An 18,617-nucleotide genomic window follows, 5' to 3' on the forward strand; every position below is an offset into this window, starting at 1 on the left:
CAGCGCAAGGCTGCGGGAGGGCAGGGCGTCGCGCTCGCGGAGGGCGCTTTTCTATGCGCGGAGGGCGGCGGCATCGCGCCGGGCCCGCGCGCCGCATGCGCCGAGAAGGCCCGCAGGGGAGGTTCCCTTGCGGGCTTTTTGCGTTTTGAGGCTGTCCCGCGGGCGCGGGGCACTGTACGCCGCCTATTTAGCTTTACGGGCCCTCGGCGCGGTTAGACGGTGGCAGCTTGGTCTGCGCTTTCTCGGCACTCTGCGGCATCGAGTGGGTTGAGCCCCGGACTTTGTCCGTCATGGCGGCGGCGCTATGTCCCGCGTTTGTCGGAGGGTCTCGGCGTATATGCTTCTTCGAGTCGTATCGTGTCTATCTTGCTGTTGGTTTGTGCGGTCGGTTCTGCGATTAGCTTTTTCGGTGCTACACTTTTTGGTGAATGTTTTCGACAGCTGATTTTTGGCATTTGGGGGTTTGCATGACTGTGGTGGTGGACACCTTGGAGGATGCTGCTTTGGCCTTGGCCGACGGTCGAGCTTGCATATTCCCGACTGACACAGTCTATGGCGTGGGTGTTGCGGTTCACGCAGCGTCTGGTCCGGATATTCTCTTTGATGTTAAGCAAAGGGATGCGGGGAAGCCTATCGCTTGGCTTGTTGGGTCGATTGATGATTTGCAACGGTATGGCAAGAATCTTCCGTCAGCTGCCTGTAAGCTTGCTCAGCGGTTTTGGCCTGGAGCCCTTACCGTTATCGTTGAAGCCTCGGATTTAGTGCCGGCATCTTATCGATCGGAGTCGGGCACCATCGGGCTCCGTATGCCTGCAAATGAAACCACGCTCGCATTGATTCGCCACGTAGGGAGCCCGCTTGCCACGACGTCTGCCAACATTAGCGGTAAAGCTGCGGTGTCTCGATTCGAGTCGCTCGATGCGGAATTGCTCGCAAGGGTGGGGTGCGCCTTGCGTGATCCCATCGAATCGTTGCACAGCGGCGTGGCATCTACGGTTATAGACTGCACTGGCGGAGGCTTAAGGATGGTCCGCGAAGGCGGAATCTCCTTTGAGGACATTGCAGCTCATTCATAAGGATTGCGTGGGTAATGTTTTTGAGCAGGCGCGACAACATATGCGGGTGTACTATCGGCTTTGCAGGCATCTATCAGTGGAAGGCGTAGATACATGAATATCAGCATTGCAAGCGACCATGCAGGTTTTGATCAGAAGCAGTTGCTGGCTGCGTACTTGAAGGAACTTGGTCATAACGTTATCGATCGCGGGCCGGATTGCGATGATCGCGTCGATTATCCGGATTTCGCCAAGGTCGTTGCCAATGATGTTGTCGACGGCGAAGCTGAACGCGGGGTGTTGGTGTGCGGCACTGGCATCGGCATGGCTATCGCCGCAAATAAGGTTGATGGGATTCGTGCGGCAAATATCGTGTCTCCCGCCTTCGCTGCGCTGTGCCGTGAGCATAACGATGCAAACGTCATCACGCTTTCCGGTCGCTTTGTCGATCTGTCGGCCAACAAGGAGATTTTGAAGGCGTTCCTTTCCACCGAGTTCGGCGGAGGACGTCATGCGGGTCGTGTCGAGAAGATCATGGCGCTCGAGGGATAATAGCGGCAATCAATGGTTTCGCTCACGGAAAACGGTCGACGTTTCGTCGGCCGTTTTCCGTTTAAGGCCGTATCGTTACCGGATGATTGCGAGGATGTGCATACCCTGTGGGGTTGTGCGGTATGTGCTAGAGTACGGTTTGTAACGATTCATCAATAGGAAGGGTGTCCTCATGGCTATCGATCATGTGAAGCAAACCGATCCGGAAGTGGCAAGCGCGCTTGGGCAAGAGCTGTCTCGTCAGCGTTCGTCCGTCGAGCTGATCGCATCCGAGAACTTCACGTCTCAAGCCGTGATGGAAGCTATGGGCAGCGTTCTCACGAACAAGTACGCCGAAGGTTTGCCGGGCAAGCGTTATTACGGCGGTTGCGAGAAGGTCGATATCGTCGAGAACCTTGCACGTGATCGCGCTTGCAAGCTGTACGGTGCAAAGTACGCGAACGTTCAGCCGCATTCCGGCGCAAATGCCAACCTTGCCGCATATTTCGCTACGGTGAAGCCGGGCGATACGGTTATGGGCATGAGCCTGGACAACGGCGGTCACTTGACTCATGGCAGCCCGGCGAACTTCTCCGGCAAGCTGTACAACGTCGTTTCTTATGGCGTTGATCCGGAAACCGAGACCATCGATTACGACGAGATGGAGAAGCTGGCGAAAGAGCATCAGCCTAAGCTGATCGTCGGCGGCGCCTCCGCCTATCCGCGCATCATCGACTTCGAGCGCATGGCCGAGATCGCGCACGAGGTGGGTGCTTACCTTATGGTCGATATGGCCCATATCGCCGGCTTGGTTGCTACGGGCGCGCATCCTTCTCCGGTGCCTTATGCCGACATCGTCACGTCCACCAGCCATAAAACTCTTCGCGGCCCGCGCGGTGGCTTCATCCTCACCAACAACGAGGATCTGTTCAAGAAGATTAACTCCGCCGTGTTCCCGGGAAGCCAGGGCGGCCCGCTCATGCATGTTATCGCCGGCAAGGCCGTTGCCTTCGGCGAGGCGCTGCAGCCGTCTTTCAAGGAGTACATCGACCATGTAGTGGAGAACGCCTCCGCAATGGGTCAGGGTATGACCGATGGCGGCCTGCGTCTGGTTTCTGGCGGAACGGACAACCATCTGTGCTTGGTCGACTTGACTCCTGCCGATGTCACCGGCAAGGATGCTGAGAAGCTTCTGGAGAGCGTTGGTTTGACGGTGAACAAGAACACCATCCCCAACGAGCAGCGCAGCCCATTCGTTGCCAGCGGTATTCGCGTGGGCAGTGCCGCCGCTACTAGCCGCGGCTTCACCAAGGAAGACTTCTATGAGGTGGGCCAGTGCATCGCCGCGACCGTGTTCAATGCCGCCGATGAGGCGAAGCTGGCTGATATCAGGAAGAAGATCGACGCCATGCTGGAGAAGCATCCGCTGTATCCGGGCCTGGAGTATTAGCAGTAAGTAAAAGGTATGAATCGACGGCCGGGCAAGGTGTCCTTGCTCGGCCGTTCGTGCATGGAAGGGGAGGGGCCGATGCCCGGGAGCACTGATCGCCGTCCGAGCTGGGACGAGTATTTCATGACGCTTGCCAACGAGGTCGCTACGCGCACCACGTGCCTTCGCCGCGCCGTGGGCGCGATCATCGTCAAAGATCGCAGAATCTTGGCCACAGGCTACAATGGCGTTCCCACGGGGTTGGCCCACTGCGCGGAAACGGGCTGCTTGCGTCAACAGCTGGGGGTGCCAAGCGGCCAGCGTCACGAGATCTGCCGAGGATTGCATGCGGAGCAGAACGCGATCATCCAGGCTGCACGTTACGGTATCAATATCACGGGCGCCTCGATTTACATAACCACCCAGCCATGCGCGGTGTGCGCGAAGATGCTCATCAACGCCGATATCGAGGAAATCATCTACTCGAACCCCTATCCGGATGAATTGGCGATGTCCATGCTTCGCGAAGCGGGCATCAAACTGCGTGTGTACGATGATGCTATGCAAAATAATGCAAATGCATAAAAACTGAACACTATCACGGTTTTGTTAATAAGAGAAAAAGTAGAGCAGGGTAAATGGTAGGCAAAATCGAATAAAAACACGCCGTTTGCCAACGTTTTGTGGCGATTGCGGAGTTTAGAGGGGGCCTGAGTGGTTCTACGTTATCATTAGCTCTGGTTTTTTATGCGGGAATCTTGATCAACGAAAGGTTTGGGTGAAACGCAGGTAATGGTTGCTGCCATCCTTATCGGTGCCATAACCGGTTTTGTCGGCTTTCTGCCGTTGTTCGCAGCTCTGCGTTTGGCTCGGAAGCATCCTTCGGTATCGATCGCCAATGCGGCGCTTTACGGCCTAGGCGGCACGTTCGTGTCTCTTGTAGTCGTTGCGGTCGCATTGATCGTATGCGCGCTCGTCGCGCGTCCGTCTGTGTTTCCCTTCGGCATGGCCGAAATCGTTTCGCTTATCGTTTGTACCGCAGCGTACGTGTGGCGTAAAAACGTTGCACGGTAATGTTGGATTCGTTTATTGGAAAGGCTGGGATGATCTGAGATGGGCGAGGCGCTCAACAAGTTCGTCGAAGAGGCACGGCACCTCTCCGAAACTTTCGATTCCCACACCGTATTCTCTATCGGCGGTTGGGACATCAGCCAGTACACGCTGTATATGTTCTTCATTTTGGCGTTGGTGCTGATGGTCGTTCTGATCGGAGGCCGCAAGCTTCAGCTGGTCCCGAAGAACAAGTTCCTGAACACCGTCGAGTATGGCTACGACTTCGTGAACACGAGCATCGGCCAGGACGTTATCGGTGAGGGTTTCAAGAAGCACATCCCGTTTTTGTGCACGCTGTTCTTCTTCATCCTCATCGCTAACGTCGTGGGTCTGATCCCGGGTGCGAAGGCCACCACGGGTACCATCTCCATCACGTGGGCGCTCGCAGCCATCTCGTTCGTGTACTTCAACTTCTACGGCCTGAAGACGCTGGGCGTGTTCGGCTACATCAAGAGCCTCGTGCCCTCCGGTGTTCCCGGCCCCATGGTCCCGATCATCTGGTTCCTGGAGTTCTTCTCCATGGTCATCCGTGTTCTGACGCTGGCCGTTCGTCTTTACGGCAACATGCTGGCAGGCCATATGGTTCTGGCCGTGTTCTCTTTGGCAACCACCGTGTTCCTGCAGCAGGCTGTTTTCAGCATGGACTTCGTTACCGCGCTGCCTGCTGTCGCATGGTTCGTTTTGCTGGTCCTCATGTATGCCATGGAGTGCCTGGTGGCGTTCCTTCAGGCGTACGTGTTCACCATCCTGTCCGCTTCCTACATCGGCATGGCGGTTCATCCCCACTGATGCGCGGACCGGCGGTCAAGCCGCCACCCGTTATGTTTGGCACCACAGCTGACATGAGTAGATCAGCTTGGGCATATTGGCATGAGCACGGAGAAGGCTCCGGGTTCAACGAAGGAGGTAATTATGGAAATCACGCTCGCTGCGCTGAAGGTCGTCGGCTATGGCCTCGCCGCCATCGGCCCCGGCATCGGCATCGGCGTTGCAACGTATGGCCTGTGCGTGTCCGCTGCACGCCAGCCTGAGATGAAGGGCACCCTGATGGGCTACTTCTTCATCGGCGCTGCTATGTCCGAGGCTCTGGCACTGCTGGGCCTGGTCCTCTTCTTCATTGGCTAACAGGTTTTCGACTCAAGCAAGACCTATAAGCTAAGGAAAGGAGGCAAGCGAGTTGAACGTTAAGAACAAAGTGCTCCGTGGTTGCGGCAGCGCAGCCGTCGCATTCGGCGCGGCAAGCGCTATGCTTCCTGCTCAGGCATTTGCCGATGAAGGCAGCGGCGTTGCGGCTATCCTGCCGCAGATGGATGAGTTCATCCCCATGCTCGTTGCGTTCATCATCTTGTGGATCATCCTGGCGAAATTCGGTTGGCCGCTGTTCGAAGGCATGCTTGTCAAGCGCGAGACCAGCATCAAGGACGCTCTCGAGCAGTCCGAGAACGCTCGCGTTGAAAGCGAGCGCGTGCTCGCCGAGTACAAGCGCCAGCTGGAGGAAACCAAGGCGCAGTCTGCGCAGATCATCGCCGACGCCAAGAAGACGGGCGAGGCTGTCAAGGCCGATATCACCGCCAAGGCCCAGGCTGAGGCTGCCGGTATGATCGAGAAGGCCCATGCTGCCATCGAGGCTGACAAGAAGGCCGCTATCGCCGAGCTCCAGGGTTCGGTGGCCGACCTGTCCGTCGCCGTGGCTTCCCGCCTGATCGGCGAGGATCTCAACGATGACGAGCACCGCAAGATCATCGAGCGCTACGTGAACGAGGCGGGCAGTTTCAATGCCAACTAACCGCCATGTTCAAAAGGAAAAGGTTGCAACCTATGCATCCGTTCTGCTAGATGCCGCTTTGGCGGCCGGTGGCCAGGATGCGGTGCTGGAGGTTCGCGACCAAGCCGAGCGCATTATCCGCATTATGCGTTCGAACATGGATCTCTCTAGCTCTTTGCAAGACAGCTCTTATACGCCCGAGCAGAGGAACAGCCTTGCGCGTAACGTGTTCGCGCAGGCACATCCGGTCCTTATCGACGTCTTGGCCGTCATGGCCGAGCGCGGGGACTTCGCGTTGCTCTCGCGCGTATGGGAGAGCTACGGAGAGCAGGTCGAACGCAAGCTGAACGTCACCGTGGTCGACGTAACCACCGTCGTGCCGCTCGACGATCACCTGCGCGAGGTTATTACGAAGAAAGCCGAAGCCGACTTGGGCACCAAAGTCGTATTGCGTGAAAGCATCGACAAGTCCCTGATCGGCGGCATTTTGATGAGCGCCAACGGCAAGCGAATCGACGCCAGCATGACGTCGCAGCTTGAGGCAGCTCGCAACGTGCTGAAACATTCCACAGATGGAGGTGAATGCTAGTGACTGAAATCACCGCACAGTCTATTGACGCGGCGCTGCGCAAGCAGCTCGATGCGCTGAACACCAGTGTGGAATCCCGCGAGACGGGTTCCGTCATCCAGGTGGGCGACGGTATCGCTCGCGTTGATGGCCTGAAAAATGCGATGGCAGGCGAACTTTTGGAGTTCACCAGCTCTACCGGCCAGGTTGTCTACGGTATGGCACAGAACCTCGAAGAGGATGAAGTGGGCGCCGTTTTGCTGGGCGATGTCGCGGCAATCAAGGAAAACGACGCGGTCAAGACCACCGGTCGTCTGGTTGAGGTTCCGTCCGGCAAGGCCCTGCTCGGTCGTGTCGTGAACCCGCTGGGCATGCCGCTTGACGGCAAGGGCGAGATCAAGGCCGAGGGCACCCGCCCGGTCGAGTTCAAGGCTCCGGGCGTTATCCACCGTAAGCCCGTTCACGAGCCGATGCAGACCGGTATCCTGGCCGTCGACTCCATGATCCCGATCGGCCGTGGTCAGCGCGAGCTGATCATCGGCGACCGTCAGACCGGCAAGACCGCCATCGCCGTTGATGCCATTCTGAACCAGAAGGGCAAGGACATGGTCTGCATCTACGTCGCCGTGGGCCAGAAGGCCTCCACGGTGGCCAACGTGCAGGAGACCCTGGAGAAGCATGGCGCGATGGACTACACCATCATCGTCAACGCTTCCGCTTCCGATTCCGCTCCGCTGCAGTACATCGCCCCGATGGCCGGTGCTGCAATGGGCGAGTACTTCGTCTACAACGGCGAGGACGGCAAGCCCGCCGGTCCGGAGAACCCGGGTCGTCACGTGCTCATCGTCTACGATGACCTGACCAAACAGGCCGTGGCATATCGTCAGATGTCTCTGACCCTGCGTCGCCCGCCGGGACGCGAGGCTTACCCGGGCGACATCTTCTACCTGCATTCGCGCCTGCTGGAGCGTGCTGTGAAGATGAACGAGCAGAACGGTCTTGGCTCCATGACGGCACTGCCGATCATCGAGACCCAGGCCGGCGACGTCTCCGCCTACATCCCGACGAACGTCATTTCCATTACCGACGGTCAGATCTACCTGCAGACCGACCTGTTCTTCCAGGGTCAGCGCCCTGCAGTCGACGTGGGCATCTCCGTGTCCCGAGTCGGCGGCTCCGCGCAGATCAAGCAGATGAAGCAGGTTGCCGGTACGCTGAAGCTCGACCTGGCCGCGTTCCGCGAGCTGAAGGCCTTTACCCAGTTCGGTTCCGACCTGGACAAGGCCACGCAAGATCAGCTGACCCGCGGCGCTGCCATGACCGAGCTGCTGAAGCAGAACCGCTTCTGCATGATGGACGTCTACGACCAGGCCGTTGCCATCTACGCTGGCGGCAAGGGCTACCTGGACGACGTTCCGACCGAGGACATCGTGCGCTTCCGCACCGAGCTGCTGGAGTTCCTGCATGCTTCCAAGCCGGAGGTGTTCGACGAGCTGGCGAAGGCCGGTAAGTGGACTGGTGACGTCGAGAACCTGACCAACGCTGCGATCGAGGCTTTCAAGCTTCAGTTCGCTCCCACGGCGTAAGGTAGGTAGAGATGCCCAACCTTCACGACATTGAAAGGCGTATCGGCTCCGTCTCCTCGACGAAGCAGATCACGCGTACCATGGAAATGGTTGCTGCTGCGAAGATCCGCCTTGCCGGTGAACGCGTGGCGGCGGCTACGCCGTACGCCGAGTCCATGGTCGAAATGTTGGCCAACGTTGCCAAGCGTGTAGGTGGCTCCGAGAATGCGCTGTTGCGCAAGCATGACGAGGTCAAGAACGTGCTGATCGTCGTCGTCGTGTCGGACCGCGGTCTGGCCGGCGGCTTCAACAGCAACGTGCTGCGCCAAGTCGATCGTTTGATGAAGAGCAAGCAGGCGGCCGGCGCTGAGGTCAGCGTCGTTGCCTGCGGCAAGAAGGCCATCGGCTATTACACGTATCGCCGTGTCGAGCCGGTCCTTGCCTTCGCTGGCCAGTCCGCCGACCCTACGGTCGAGGAAGCGGACGAGATCGCCGCGTATGCGGTGGATGCTTACGCCAACGGATCGATCGACGAGGTCATCGTGGTGTACAACCACGCTAAGAATTCGGCAGAGCAGCAGCTTCGCGAGGAGTTGCTGCTCCCCGTCGACACGTCGGCCTTCGAAGCCGCTAAGGCTGAGACCGCTGACGAGTCCGCGGGCGAGAAGCTTGAGGGCGATGTGATCTTCGAGCCGAGCCCTGAAGCTGTTCTTGACCAGCTGCTGCCGGCGTATGTTCGCACTACGCTGTATCATGCGCTGATCGACTCGGCAGCTGCTGAGCAGGGCGCACGCCGCAACGCCATGATGTCGGCAACGGACAATGCCACCGAGATGGTTAACACGTTGACCAGATTGTATAACCGCGTACGCCAGGGCGCTATCACGACCGAGATTTCGGAAATCGTCGGTGGCGCTGCTGCTTTGGAGGATTAAATGGCTGAACATTTGTTTACTAAGGAGGAGGTCGAGGCCAGCAAAGGCGCCACGGGTCGCATCGTGCGTATCGTCGGTCCTGTTGTTGACGTTGAGTTCCCCCCTGATCAGCTGCCGGCGATTTACAACGCGCTGACGGTTGACGCTAAGACCGAGGCGGGCGACCTGCACGTCGTCCTCGAGGTCGAAACCCACCTGCCGGGCAACATCGTCCGTTCCGTCGCCATGAGCTCGACCGACGGTCTGATCCGTGGCCTGGACGTCCTGGACACGGGCCATCCCATCATGATGCCCGTCGGTCAGGAGACCCTGGGCCGCATTTGGAACGTCATGGGCGAGCCCGTTGACGAGAAGCCCATGCCCGAAGTCACCGGCTACATGCCCATCCATCGTCCTGCTCCCGAGTATGACGAGCTGGTCACGAAGACCGAGATCTTCGAGACGGGCATCAAGGCCATCGACCTGATCGAGCCGTTCGTCAAGGGCGGTAAGACCGGTCTGTTCGGCGGCGCCGGCGTTGGCAAGACCGTTATCATCCAGGAGCTCATCAACAACCTGGCTCAGGAGCACGGCGGCACTTCCGTGTTCACCGGCGTTGGCGAGCGTACCCGTGAGGGTACCGACCTGTACCTGGAGATGAGCGATTCTGGCGTTATCAACAAGACCTGCTTGGTCTACGGCCAGATGAACGAGCCTCCGGGAGCCCGTCTGCGCGTCGGCCTGGCTGGTCTGACCGAGGCCGAGTACTTCCGTGATCAGGGCCAGGACGTTCTGCTGTTCGTGGACAACATCTTCCGCTTCACGCAGGCCGGTTCCGAGGTGTCCGCACTGCTCGGCCGTATGCCGTCCGCCGTTGGTTACCAGCCCACGCTGGCTACCGAGATGGGCGACCTGCAGGAGCGCATCACGTCCACGTCCACGGGTTCCATCACGTCCGTGCAGGCAGTTTACGTGCCCGCCGACGACTTGACCGACCCCGCTCCGGCCACGACGTTTACGCACCTGGATGCGAAGACTGTTCTGTCCCGCTCCATCGCCGAGCTGGGCATCTACCCGGCCGTCGACCCGCTGGAGTCCACCTCCCGCGCTCTGGATCCCGCAATCGTGGGCGAGGAGCACTACCGTGTGGCCACCGGCATCCAGGAGCTGCTGCAGAACTACAAGGACCTGCAGGACATCATCGCCATCCTTGGTATGGACGAGCTGTCCGAGGAGCAGAAGCTCACGGTTTCCCGTGCGCGTAAGGCTCAGCAGTTCTTCGGCCAGTGCTTCCACGTGGCAACGCAGTTCACCGGCCTGCCCGGCAAGTACGTCAAGATGGAGGACACCGTCCGTTCCTTCGCCGCCATCCTCGACGGCGAGTGCGATGAGATCCCCGAGCAGTGCTTCCGCCTGAAGGGCGGCATCGACGACGTCTACGCTGCTTACGAGGAAATGAAGAAGGAAGAAGCGTAGTATGGCTAGCTTCAAGTGCGACATCGTCACGCCTGCCGAGAAGCTTGCAGCTTGCGAGGTTGAAATGGTCGTCGTCCCGGGCGTCGAGGGCGAGATGGGCTTTCTGGCCGGTCACGCTCCGCTGGTTTCCGTGCTGGCTGATGGCGAGATCCGCCTGACGCCTGCAGAGGGCGGCCCCGTGCAGCGCTACGAAGTCAAGGGCGGCTACGTGCAGGTTACCGACGACAAGGTGATCATCCTTGCCGATAGCGCAACGCCTGTTGCTGCATAGCCTGGGTGTTGGCTTGAACATCTGAACCCGCGGCCGCTGGTGCGACTGCTGGCAACGCGACGGTCGTAACCATCGGCTGTTCACTTGAAACGGCCCCCGCCGAAAGGCGGGGGCCGTTTTGCGTATGGCGGCATGAAACCCCGCGCGAAATCCATCGTTTGTTCGAACACACGTGCGCTAAAGGCTGCTATCATGAGGAACCGGAAAACCCTGCTTCTGTCAATCGGCGTCCAGCCTGACCGAAGCGCAGCACATCAGCTTGCGAGAAGATTCGAGGCGCATACATGGCGTTCGTTCATTTGCACAACCATACTGAATATTCCTTGCTTGACGGCCTCACGCATATCAAGGATATGGTGCGCCGCGCGGCCGAGCTCGACATGCCTGCTGTCGCCATTAGCGATCATGGCGTTATGTCGGGCGTCCCCGAGCTGTGCGATGCTTGTGCCGCCGTCGAGAAGGAAACCGGCAAGAAGGTCAAGCCGATTTACGGCTGCGAAGTGTATTTCACCACTGACGAGGAGCTTCGCAAGGATGTGAAGCCCAAGCTTTACCACTTGCTGCTGCTCGCCAAAACCAACGAAGGCTATCACAACCTGTTGAACCTGGTCAGCGAATCTCATGTTGACAACTTCTATTACAAGCCGCGTACTACGTTCAGCATGTTGCAGAAGTATGGCAAGGGTATTATCGGCTCGTCTGCCTGCATCGCGGGCATCATTCCGAAACTGCTGGATAACCGTCAGTTCGATGAGGCGGTGGAGTGGGCAAACAAGTTCGCGAGCTGCTTCGAGCCTGGCGATTTCTATATCGAGCTGCAAAACCAGGGCATCCGCACCGACGGTGGGCTTACGCAAACCGAGCTGAATCACCAGCTTACCGAGGTTGCTCACCGTGCGGGCCTGAAGACCATCGCAACGAACGACTTCCACTACCTGCTGCAGGAAGACGCGAAGGCGCAGGATATCATGCTGTGCATCGGCACGGGCTCTGCCGTTAATGATACGAATCGCATGAAGTTCGAGAACGACCAGTTCTATATGAAAACCGAAGAGGAGATGCGCGAGGCGCTTCGCGATTTCCCCGAGGCATGCGATACCACGGTGGAGGTTGCCGAGAAGTGCAACGTCATCCTTGAGCGCGATTCCATTCTGCCGAAGTTCCCGCTTCCCGAGGGCGAGACGGACGAGAGCTGGTTCCGCCATCAGGTGCTCGAAGGCATGAAGAAGCGCTACGGCGACCCCATTCCCAAAGAGCCGCTCGATCGTGCCGAATATGAGATGAGCGTCATCATCCAGCAGGGCTTCCCTGCGTACTTCCTGATTGTGCAGGAATACTTGGACTGGGCGCGAAGCCAGGGCATCGGTGTTGGACCAGGCCGTGGTTCTGCTGCCGGTTCGATCGTTGCATATGCCATGGGTATCACCGACTTGGAGCCGCTTTCCAATGGCTTGCTGTTCGAGCGATTCCTTTCCCCGGAACGCGTGGAGATGCCCGATATCGACTGCGACTTCGAGGATGAACGTCGCCAGGAGGTTATCGAGCACATTCGCGAGGTGTATGGCGCCGATCATGTTACGGGCGTTATCACGTTCGGCAAGCTGCAGGCGAAGAACGCTGTGCGCGATGCTGCGCGCGTGCTCGATTATCCCTACAGCGTAGGCGACAAGATCTGCAAGATGATCGGCGACGAGCTGGGTATCACTATCCAGAAGGCGCTGGACACGAACCCCGATCTGAAGAAGGCCTACGACACCGAAGAAGATGTCAAGGCGGTCGTAGACGCGGCGCAGTCCATCGAGGGCCACGTGCGCGGCGAGGGCGTGCATGCGTGCGCAACCATCATCTGCCGAGACCCTATGGCCGATCACGTGCCGGTCAAGCGTGATACCAAGGGCGGCGGCATCATCACGCAATATGACGGCCATTACACGCCGGACCTGGGCCTGTTGAAGATGGACTTCCTTGGCTTGCGCACGTTGGGCGTGCTTTCGCGCGCGTGTCGCAACGTGGAGATGACCACGGGTCGCAAGATTATCCCCGAGGAGATTCCCACCGACGATGAGGCGGCGTTCGCCCTCATGCGTTCAGGCAACATGGACGGCTTGTTCCAGGTTGAGGGCGGCTTGTACGTCAGCCTGTTCGCACGTCTGCCACCGAAGAGGTTCAGCGACATCGTCGCTTCTATCGCTTTGAATCGTCCGGGCCCGTTGGAGTCCGGCATGGTCGACGACTATGTCAAGGTTGCAAGCGGCAAGACGCCTGTGCACTACTACGACGAGCGTCTGCGCCCGGTGCTTGAGGAAACTTACGGCACCATGGTGTACCAAGAGCAGATCATGCAGGTGTCCATGGTCATGAGCGGCTTTTCCGCCGGCAAGGCAGACAAGCTGCGCAAGGCAATGGGCAAGAAGAAGCTCGACATCATGCGCATGCTGCAGGAGGACTGGAACAACGGCGCGGTCGAGAACGGGTACTCGCTTGAGATCGCAAAGAAGATCTGGGACGACGCGGAGAAGTTCGCAAAGTACGCGTTCAATAAGTCGCATTCGGCTGCGTACTCGATCCTGGTTATGCGCACTGCTTACCTGAAGGCGCATTACCCGAACGAGTATATGGCTGCAGTGCTGTCCAGTTACATGGGCAACACCGACCGCTTGATCCGCTATATCTCTAGCTGCAATCACAACGGCACGCCCGTGCTGCCGCCGGATATCAATTCGTCGAACGCCGAGTTCACGCCGGTTGAGAACGGTATCCGCTTCGGTCTGGTCGGCGTACGTGGTGTTGGTCGCAACGTCGCCGACGAGATTATCGAGGAGCGCGAGAAGAACGGCCCGTTCACAAGCTTGCACGACTTTGTGAACCGCGTCGATGCGAAGTGCTACAACCGAAAGACGCTCGAAGCCCTTATCAAGGGCGGTGCGTTCGATTCGACGGGGTACACGCGCAAGCAGCTCATGTACTTTATCGAGGAGACGCCGCTTCTGGAAGGCGCTGCGAAGCGCCAGAAGGACCGCGATCGCGGTCAGGTGAGCATGTTTGATCTGTTCGCGGACGATGCGGATTCGGGTTTCCAGGAAGATGTGCCCGCTCCTGACGGAGTGGAGTGGCCGAAGCGCCAGTTGCTGACGTACGAGAAGGAGATCATGAAGATCTACGTCTCGGACCATCCGCTCACGCCGTACGAGAACTACATCTCGCGCATCACGAAGTGGCAGTTGGGTGATTTGGCCGAGCGCACGAAGGAGATCAAGTCCGCGGTGTTCGTGGGCATGGTGTCCAATGTTGTGACGAAGCTGACGAAGCGCGGCACGAAGATGGCCACGTTTGACCTGGAAGACACTACAGGCCACGTGGAGTGCATCTGCTTCAAGTACGAGGAGAACGCCGAGGCCATCCAAGAGGATGCTATTGTCAAGATCAAGGGGAAGTTCGAACATTCCGATCGCGGAAACCAGATCATGGTGTTCGAGACGGAAACGCTAGAGCTCAGCGAAGAAGATGCCAAGCCTCGCCAGTTGCGCCTGAGCGTGCCTATGTCGGATTTCAATCAATCGAAGTCCATGCGCTTGAACCGCATCCTGAAATCGTACCCAGGGCGTGATGGCGTGGTGCTGTTCGTGAAGCAAAGCGACGGGCATAAGTTCCGGGCGGAGCTTCCGGTCACGGTGGATGCGGAAAGCCCCATCATGCGGAGCGAGCTGACGGATTTGTTCGGCTACAACGTGCTCACTGCGTAGCGGGCATGCCGCTTAGTATTGGATATCCCATGGGACCCGGATGTGAATCCGGGTCCCGTTTCTTTTGGCGGGCGTTGTCGCGTATCATGGACCGCATGGATAAAACGATTGAGCATATCGAGAAAACGTTGCAAGCGGAAGCTGCGACGATGCAGGATGAGGGCGCAACGGCGTATGCCGATGCCGCACGGGCGAGCGACGCCGTGGGCTTCGAACGTGAGGATGCTGAGCGCACCTTGTCGCTGACGGTGTCCTACAATGGCGGCCCGTTTTGCGGCTTTGCCCGTCAACCTGGCAAGCTTACCGTTCAGGGAGAGCTTGAGCAGGCGCTGTCCCTGGTGATGCGCAGGCCGGTGGAAGTGGTGTGCTCTGGTCGCACGGATGCGGGAGTGCATGCGCTTGGCCAGGTGATCAGCTTCAACGTTTCCGCCAAGGAGCTTGAAAGCCGTAGCCTGTACAGCCTACGCCGAAGCCTGAACGCGTTGACGCATGAGGACATCACGGTGCGCAAGGTCGAGGAGCGTGATCCGGGCTTCAGCGCGCGGTTCGACGCGCAATGGCGCGAATACCACTACCATATTTGCCTGGATGACACGCCGCCGCTGTTCATGCGCGATTTCAGCTGGTTCGTGCATGCCGACCTGGATATACCGGCGATGCAGCAGGCTGCGCGCTACCTGGAAGGCGAACACGACTTCAAAAGCTTCTGCATGGCGGCCAGCGCCGTGGGCAAGCCCACGTGTCGCAACGTGCACGAGATCTCGCTTTCGCGCGAGACCATCATGGGCGAGGAGGTGTTGACCATCAAGGTGGTGGGTAATGCGTTCCTGCATTCCATGGTGCGCACCATCGTGGGCACGCTGGTCATGGTGGGCCGCAGCCTGCGCAAGCCCGAATGGGTACGCGAGGTGCTTGAAGCTCGCGACCGAACCGCGGCGGGGGAGAATGCTCCAGCCGCCGGCCTGGTGTTTTGGAAGGTGCGGTACTGATGGCGGGCAAGCAGGAAGCCAAGCGCTCCGGGAGCAAGGCGGAAAGAAAACGCCATCTTGCGAAGTTCACCCATCTATACGAAAGCCGGGATAAGCGCTTGTGCGTGTTCGAGGATGAGCACGGTCATCTGACGAGCGTTCGTGCTTCGCGCTTGGCGTGACGGACGGCTCTTCGAGTGTCGGCCGTCGTTCGCATAGCAATCCGAAGGCCTTGCCTATCAACTAAGAAGCCCCTTGCAACCTGGTTGCAAGGGGCTTCGGCGTTACTGTGATGCGTCGACTAGCGGGCCTTCGGCTTTTCCGGCACCGTTTTGTCCACGAAGTAGATCTTGTACCACATAAGGAACATGTAGACGATCCAGATCTTGCGGCTGCGGTCGGCGCCGGCTTTGTGCTCGTCAAGCAGTCGCACCAGCTCATCGGTGTTGAAGAACTCGCGCGCGATGTCGCCGGTGAACCATTCTTTCACCTGGTTGTAGTAACGGTCCTGGCGCAGCCAGTTCACCACGGGGACGGGGAAGCCGAGCTTCTCCTTCTGGGCCCAGTCTTTCGGGATGGCGCGCTCGGACGCCTCGCGCAGCGTGAGCTTGGTTTGTGCTTCATTGGCCTTGAGCGGCGTAGGGATGGTTGCCGACACGTCGAACACGCGGCGGTCCAAAAACGGTACGCGGGACTCCAACGAGTGGGCCATGGACATCTTGTCCGTTTTCAGCAGGATGTCGCCGACCAGCCAGAAGTGCAGGTCCACATACTGCATGCGCGTGGTTTCATCCAAGTCCTTGACCTCGGCGTATACCGGGGCGGTGAGCTGCTGAGGGGTGGGGGCGTTGCAGCCGCCGCGCAGCAGCTGGGCGCGCTCCTCGACGGTGAAGGCAACGCCGTTGGCGTTGGTGTAGTACCAATCCTCGGGGGTTTCGCTGGCGCGCTCAAGGTAGTTCGCGCCGCGGATGCCCAGCTTGCGCATGGCGCTGGAGGCTCCGCGCAGCAGGCCCTTCGGGGCCCAGGAAAGCTTCGCGTTGGAGAACGGCGTTTGGTAGATGCGGTAACCGCCGAAGAACTCGTCGGCTCCTTCGCCGGAAAGCACTGCCTTGACTTGCGTTGCCGCGATCTGGTCCACGAAGTACAGCGCCACGGCGGAGGGGTCGGCGGACGGCTCGTCCATGTGCCACTGCACGCGGGGCAGGCTCTCCCAGTACTCGTCCTCGCCGATGTACTTGTTGGTGTTGGCGATGTGCAGCTCGTCGGCAAGCTCGTGAGCCCACGAGATCTCGTCGCGCATCATGCCGCCGGCGCCCTCGGCGTTGTTGGCGGCGGCGTTCTTGTAGCAATCAAAGCCCACGGTGAACGTCTTGATATCGGGGTTTTCCTTGGCCAGGCAGGCTGCCATGTAACTGGAGTCGATGCCCGAGGACAGAAAGCTGCCGACCTCGACATCGGCCACGTTATGGTAGCGCACGCTGTCGCGCACGGCTTCGTCGATGGCCTCGACGGTGTCCTGACGGCTGCGCTGCGCATCGAAGTTGTACTCGGGACGCCAGTAGCGGCGCTCGGTGATGGACCCGTCGGCATGCACGGTCATGCAGTGCGCGGGAGCCAGCTTGAAGATGCCCTTGAAGAACGTCTCGGGAAGGGCGCTGAACTGGAAGCACAGGTACTGCTCGAGCGCTTCGCGGTTGAGCTCGCGCGTGTAGTCCGGATGCTCGAGGATGCACTTGATCTCGGAAGCGAAGATGAAGCGGCCGTTTTGCTGCGTGTAGTAGAACGGCTTGATGCCGAAGAAGTCGCGGGCGCAGAATAGCTCGCGCGAGTCGCGGTCCCAGATGGCGAACGCGAACATGCCGCGCAGGCGGTCGAGCACGCCTTCGCCCCATGCCAGATAGCCCGTCAGCAGGACTTCGGTGTCGGAGTTGGTTTGGAACTGCCAGCCCTGCGCCTCAAGCTCGGCGCGCAGATCGCGGTAGTTGTAGATCTCGCCGTTGAACACGATGGCGAAGCGCCCCTTGGCGGCAGCCTGCTCGGGCGTGCCGCACGGGGTGCCGTCAAGGCGCAGCGCCGGCGAGGTGATGACGGCGGCGTAGTCGCCCGTGGAGCGCACCATGGGCTGGTTGCCGTTGGCAAGGTCGATGAGCGAAAGACGGCGATGGCCCAAGGCGATGCCGCTTTCGGCGTCGATGTACTGGCCTTCGCCGTCGGGCCCGCGATGGGCCATGACGTCGCACATGGCTTTCAGTGTGGGCAGGCTTGCATCATCAGCCTGCGTGAATCCGCAGATACCGCACATGGTGAGGCATCCCTCCAATCGTATATAAAGGTAAGGTTCATCATAACGAATGGGGCGGACGGTGGCACGCCTCCCGCGAAAAGCGCAGATTTTCCAACGAGCCCGCGGCGAGCGCGGCGGCGGTTGCGCGGCGCATGCTACACTGCGGGGAAAGAATCGCTTGCGCGAAAGGGGCGCCTGCGCTGGTCGGCTGAAAGGGATTGCGGGAAAAGGCTCGCCTGAACCGGTGGGCCGATGATGCTTGCGGGGAAAAGCGCGCTTGGACCGAAAGGGCTCGCGGGCGGGAAGGGCTTTTCGCGCCCGCTCGCATCGCGTCTTGTTCGGTCTGTTGGGACGACGGCGGATCGCTCGCAAAGGCGTCCGTGACGTTGAAAACGTTGATGGGGAAGGAGCGTGTCATGAAGGTGCATGTGGAGTTGGATGGCGGCCTGTTGGCGGATAGGTTTGGGAAGTATGCGCCCGAGCCGGATCGGCTGGAGGGTTTTCCCGTGCGTTCGTTTCCCATCGAGATAAACGATGTGCCGCAGGAGGCGCGGACGCTTGCTCTGGCGTTCATCGATTACGACGCGATCCCCGTGGGCGGCTTCTGCTGGATCCACTGGACCGCGTGCAATCTGCCGGCGACCACCACGCTTATCCCCGAGGACGCCAGCCGCACGGGGGCGGTTGATATGGTGCAGGGCCGCAACAGCAATTGGTCGCCCATGGCGCACGGTAGCGACAACCCGCAAGTGCACTCCCGTTACTGCGGTCCGCAGCCGCCTGATGCCACGCACAGCTACACGTTGAACGTGTACGCCCTCGATTGCGAGCTGGGGCTGCCGGAAGGCTTTTATCTCAACGAGCTGCGTCGCGCGATGAACGGCCATGTGCTGGATCAGGCGTCCGTGGAGCTGCCGAGCCGCGCGTAGGGTCGA

17 protein-coding genes are annotated in these 18,617 nt (G+C 59.5%); 16 read left to right on the plus strand and 1 reads right to left on the minus strand.

The genetic code is table 11. The features are described 5' to 3' along the window. Nucleotides 1–467: 467 nt before the first annotated feature. The 15 genes from RDW26_RS07420 to truA all read left to right on the plus strand — a co-directional run bounded on the left by RDW26_RS07420 (nucleotide 468) and on the right by truA (nucleotide 15,419). Complete coding sequence (locus RDW26_RS07420; RefSeq protein WP_307983104.1) at nucleotides 468–1,076, plus strand: L-threonylcarbamoyladenylate synthase; 609 nt, start codon at nucleotides 468–470, stop codon at nucleotides 1,074–1,076. A gap of 93 nt (nucleotides 1,077–1,169) precedes the next feature. After that, the gene (gene rpiB / locus RDW26_RS07425; RefSeq protein WP_307983105.1) at nucleotides 1,170–1,607 is read left to right on the plus strand and encodes a ribose 5-phosphate isomerase B; all 438 of its coding nucleotides are present in this window, start codon (nucleotides 1,170–1,172) and stop codon (nucleotides 1,605–1,607) included. 172 nt (nucleotides 1,608–1,779) lie between these two features. Beyond that, on the plus strand, nucleotides 1,780–3,036 hold the full coding sequence (glyA, locus tag RDW26_RS07430) for a serine hydroxymethyltransferase (protein ID WP_307983106.1): 1,257 nt from the start codon (nucleotides 1,780–1,782) through the stop codon (nucleotides 3,034–3,036). Nucleotides 3,037–3,114: 78 nt separating this feature from the next. Beyond that, nucleotides 3,115–3,600: a cytidine/deoxycytidylate deaminase family protein gene (locus RDW26_RS07435; RefSeq protein WP_307983107.1), complete on the plus strand. Its 486-nt coding sequence runs from the start codon at nucleotides 3,115–3,117 to the stop codon at nucleotides 3,598–3,600. A gap of 189 nt (nucleotides 3,601–3,789) precedes the next feature. Next, nucleotides 3,790–4,089, plus strand: a complete 300-nt coding sequence (locus RDW26_RS07440; protein ID WP_202898118.1) for a hypothetical protein — start codon at nucleotides 3,790–3,792, stop codon at nucleotides 4,087–4,089. 39 nt (nucleotides 4,090–4,128) lie between these two features. After that, nucleotides 4,129–4,917 carry a F0F1 ATP synthase subunit A gene (gene atpB, locus RDW26_RS07445; protein WP_042435062.1) on the plus strand — a complete coding sequence of 263 codons (789 nt, stop codon included), beginning with the start codon at nucleotides 4,129–4,131 and terminating at the stop codon, nucleotides 4,915–4,917. Between the two features lie 123 nt (nucleotides 4,918–5,040). Continuing rightward, nucleotides 5,041–5,253, plus strand: coding sequence for an ATP synthase F0 subunit C (atpE, locus tag RDW26_RS07450; protein ID WP_042435060.1), 213 nt, complete (start codon nucleotides 5,041–5,043; stop codon nucleotides 5,251–5,253). Between the two features lie 52 nt (nucleotides 5,254–5,305). Further along, complete coding sequence (gene atpF, locus RDW26_RS07455; protein ID WP_307983108.1) at nucleotides 5,306–5,914, plus strand: F0F1 ATP synthase subunit B; 609 nt, start codon at nucleotides 5,306–5,308, stop codon at nucleotides 5,912–5,914. Then, nucleotides 5,904–6,482: an ATP synthase F1 subunit delta gene (gene atpH, locus RDW26_RS07460; protein WP_281623980.1), complete on the plus strand. Its 579-nt coding sequence runs from the start codon at nucleotides 5,904–5,906 to the stop codon at nucleotides 6,480–6,482. The genes atpF and atpH overlap by 11 nt, the downstream gene beginning before the upstream one ends. After that, nucleotides 6,476–8,047 carry a F0F1 ATP synthase subunit alpha gene (gene atpA, locus RDW26_RS07465; protein WP_181859444.1) on the plus strand — a complete coding sequence of 524 codons (1,572 nt, stop codon included), beginning with the start codon at nucleotides 6,476–6,478 and terminating at the stop codon, nucleotides 8,045–8,047. The genes atpH and atpA overlap by 7 nt, the downstream gene beginning before the upstream one ends. Before the next feature lie 11 nt (nucleotides 8,048–8,058). Beyond that, nucleotides 8,059–8,961 carry an ATP synthase F1 subunit gamma gene (gene atpG, locus RDW26_RS07470; RefSeq protein ID WP_042435050.1) on the plus strand — a complete coding sequence of 301 codons (903 nt, stop codon included), beginning with the start codon at nucleotides 8,059–8,061 and terminating at the stop codon, nucleotides 8,959–8,961. Next, nucleotides 8,962–10,416: a F0F1 ATP synthase subunit beta gene (gene atpD, locus RDW26_RS07475; RefSeq protein ID WP_042435046.1), complete on the plus strand. Its 1,455-nt coding sequence runs from the start codon at nucleotides 8,962–8,964 to the stop codon at nucleotides 10,414–10,416. Nucleotide 10,417: 1 nt separating this feature from the next. Next, on the plus strand, nucleotides 10,418–10,687 hold the full coding sequence (gene atpC, locus RDW26_RS07480; protein ID WP_042435044.1) for an ATP synthase F1 subunit epsilon: 270 nt from the start codon (nucleotides 10,418–10,420) through the stop codon (nucleotides 10,685–10,687). 284 nt (nucleotides 10,688–10,971) lie between these two features. Then, entirely contained in the window at nucleotides 10,972–14,430 is a 3,459-nt protein-coding gene (dnaE, locus tag RDW26_RS07485; protein ID WP_307983109.1) for a DNA polymerase III subunit alpha, read from the plus strand. Between the two features lie 95 nt (nucleotides 14,431–14,525). Then, a complete protein-coding gene (truA, locus tag RDW26_RS07490; RefSeq protein WP_307983110.1) occupies nucleotides 14,526–15,419 on the plus strand; it encodes a tRNA pseudouridine(38-40) synthase TruA in 894 nt (297 codons plus the stop codon). 280 nt (nucleotides 15,420–15,699) lie between these two features. Here truA and asnB read toward each other — a convergent pair whose 3' ends face one another. After that, complete coding sequence (asnB, locus tag RDW26_RS07495; RefSeq protein ID WP_307983111.1) at nucleotides 15,700–17,700, minus strand: asparagine synthase (glutamine-hydrolyzing); 2,001 nt, start codon at nucleotides 17,698–17,700, stop codon at nucleotides 15,700–15,702. A gap of 398 nt (nucleotides 17,701–18,098) precedes the next feature. Between asnB and RDW26_RS07500 the strand changes: the two genes are divergently transcribed. Beyond that, nucleotides 18,099–18,611: a YbhB/YbcL family Raf kinase inhibitor-like protein gene (locus RDW26_RS07500; RefSeq protein WP_307983112.1), complete on the plus strand. Its 513-nt coding sequence runs from the start codon at nucleotides 18,099–18,101 to the stop codon at nucleotides 18,609–18,611. Nucleotides 18,612–18,617: the final 6 nt, after the last annotated feature.

Source organism: uncultured Senegalimassilia sp. (assembly GCF_902464545.1).
Classification (GTDB): Bacteria; Actinomycetota; Coriobacteriia; order Coriobacteriales; family Eggerthellaceae; genus Senegalimassilia.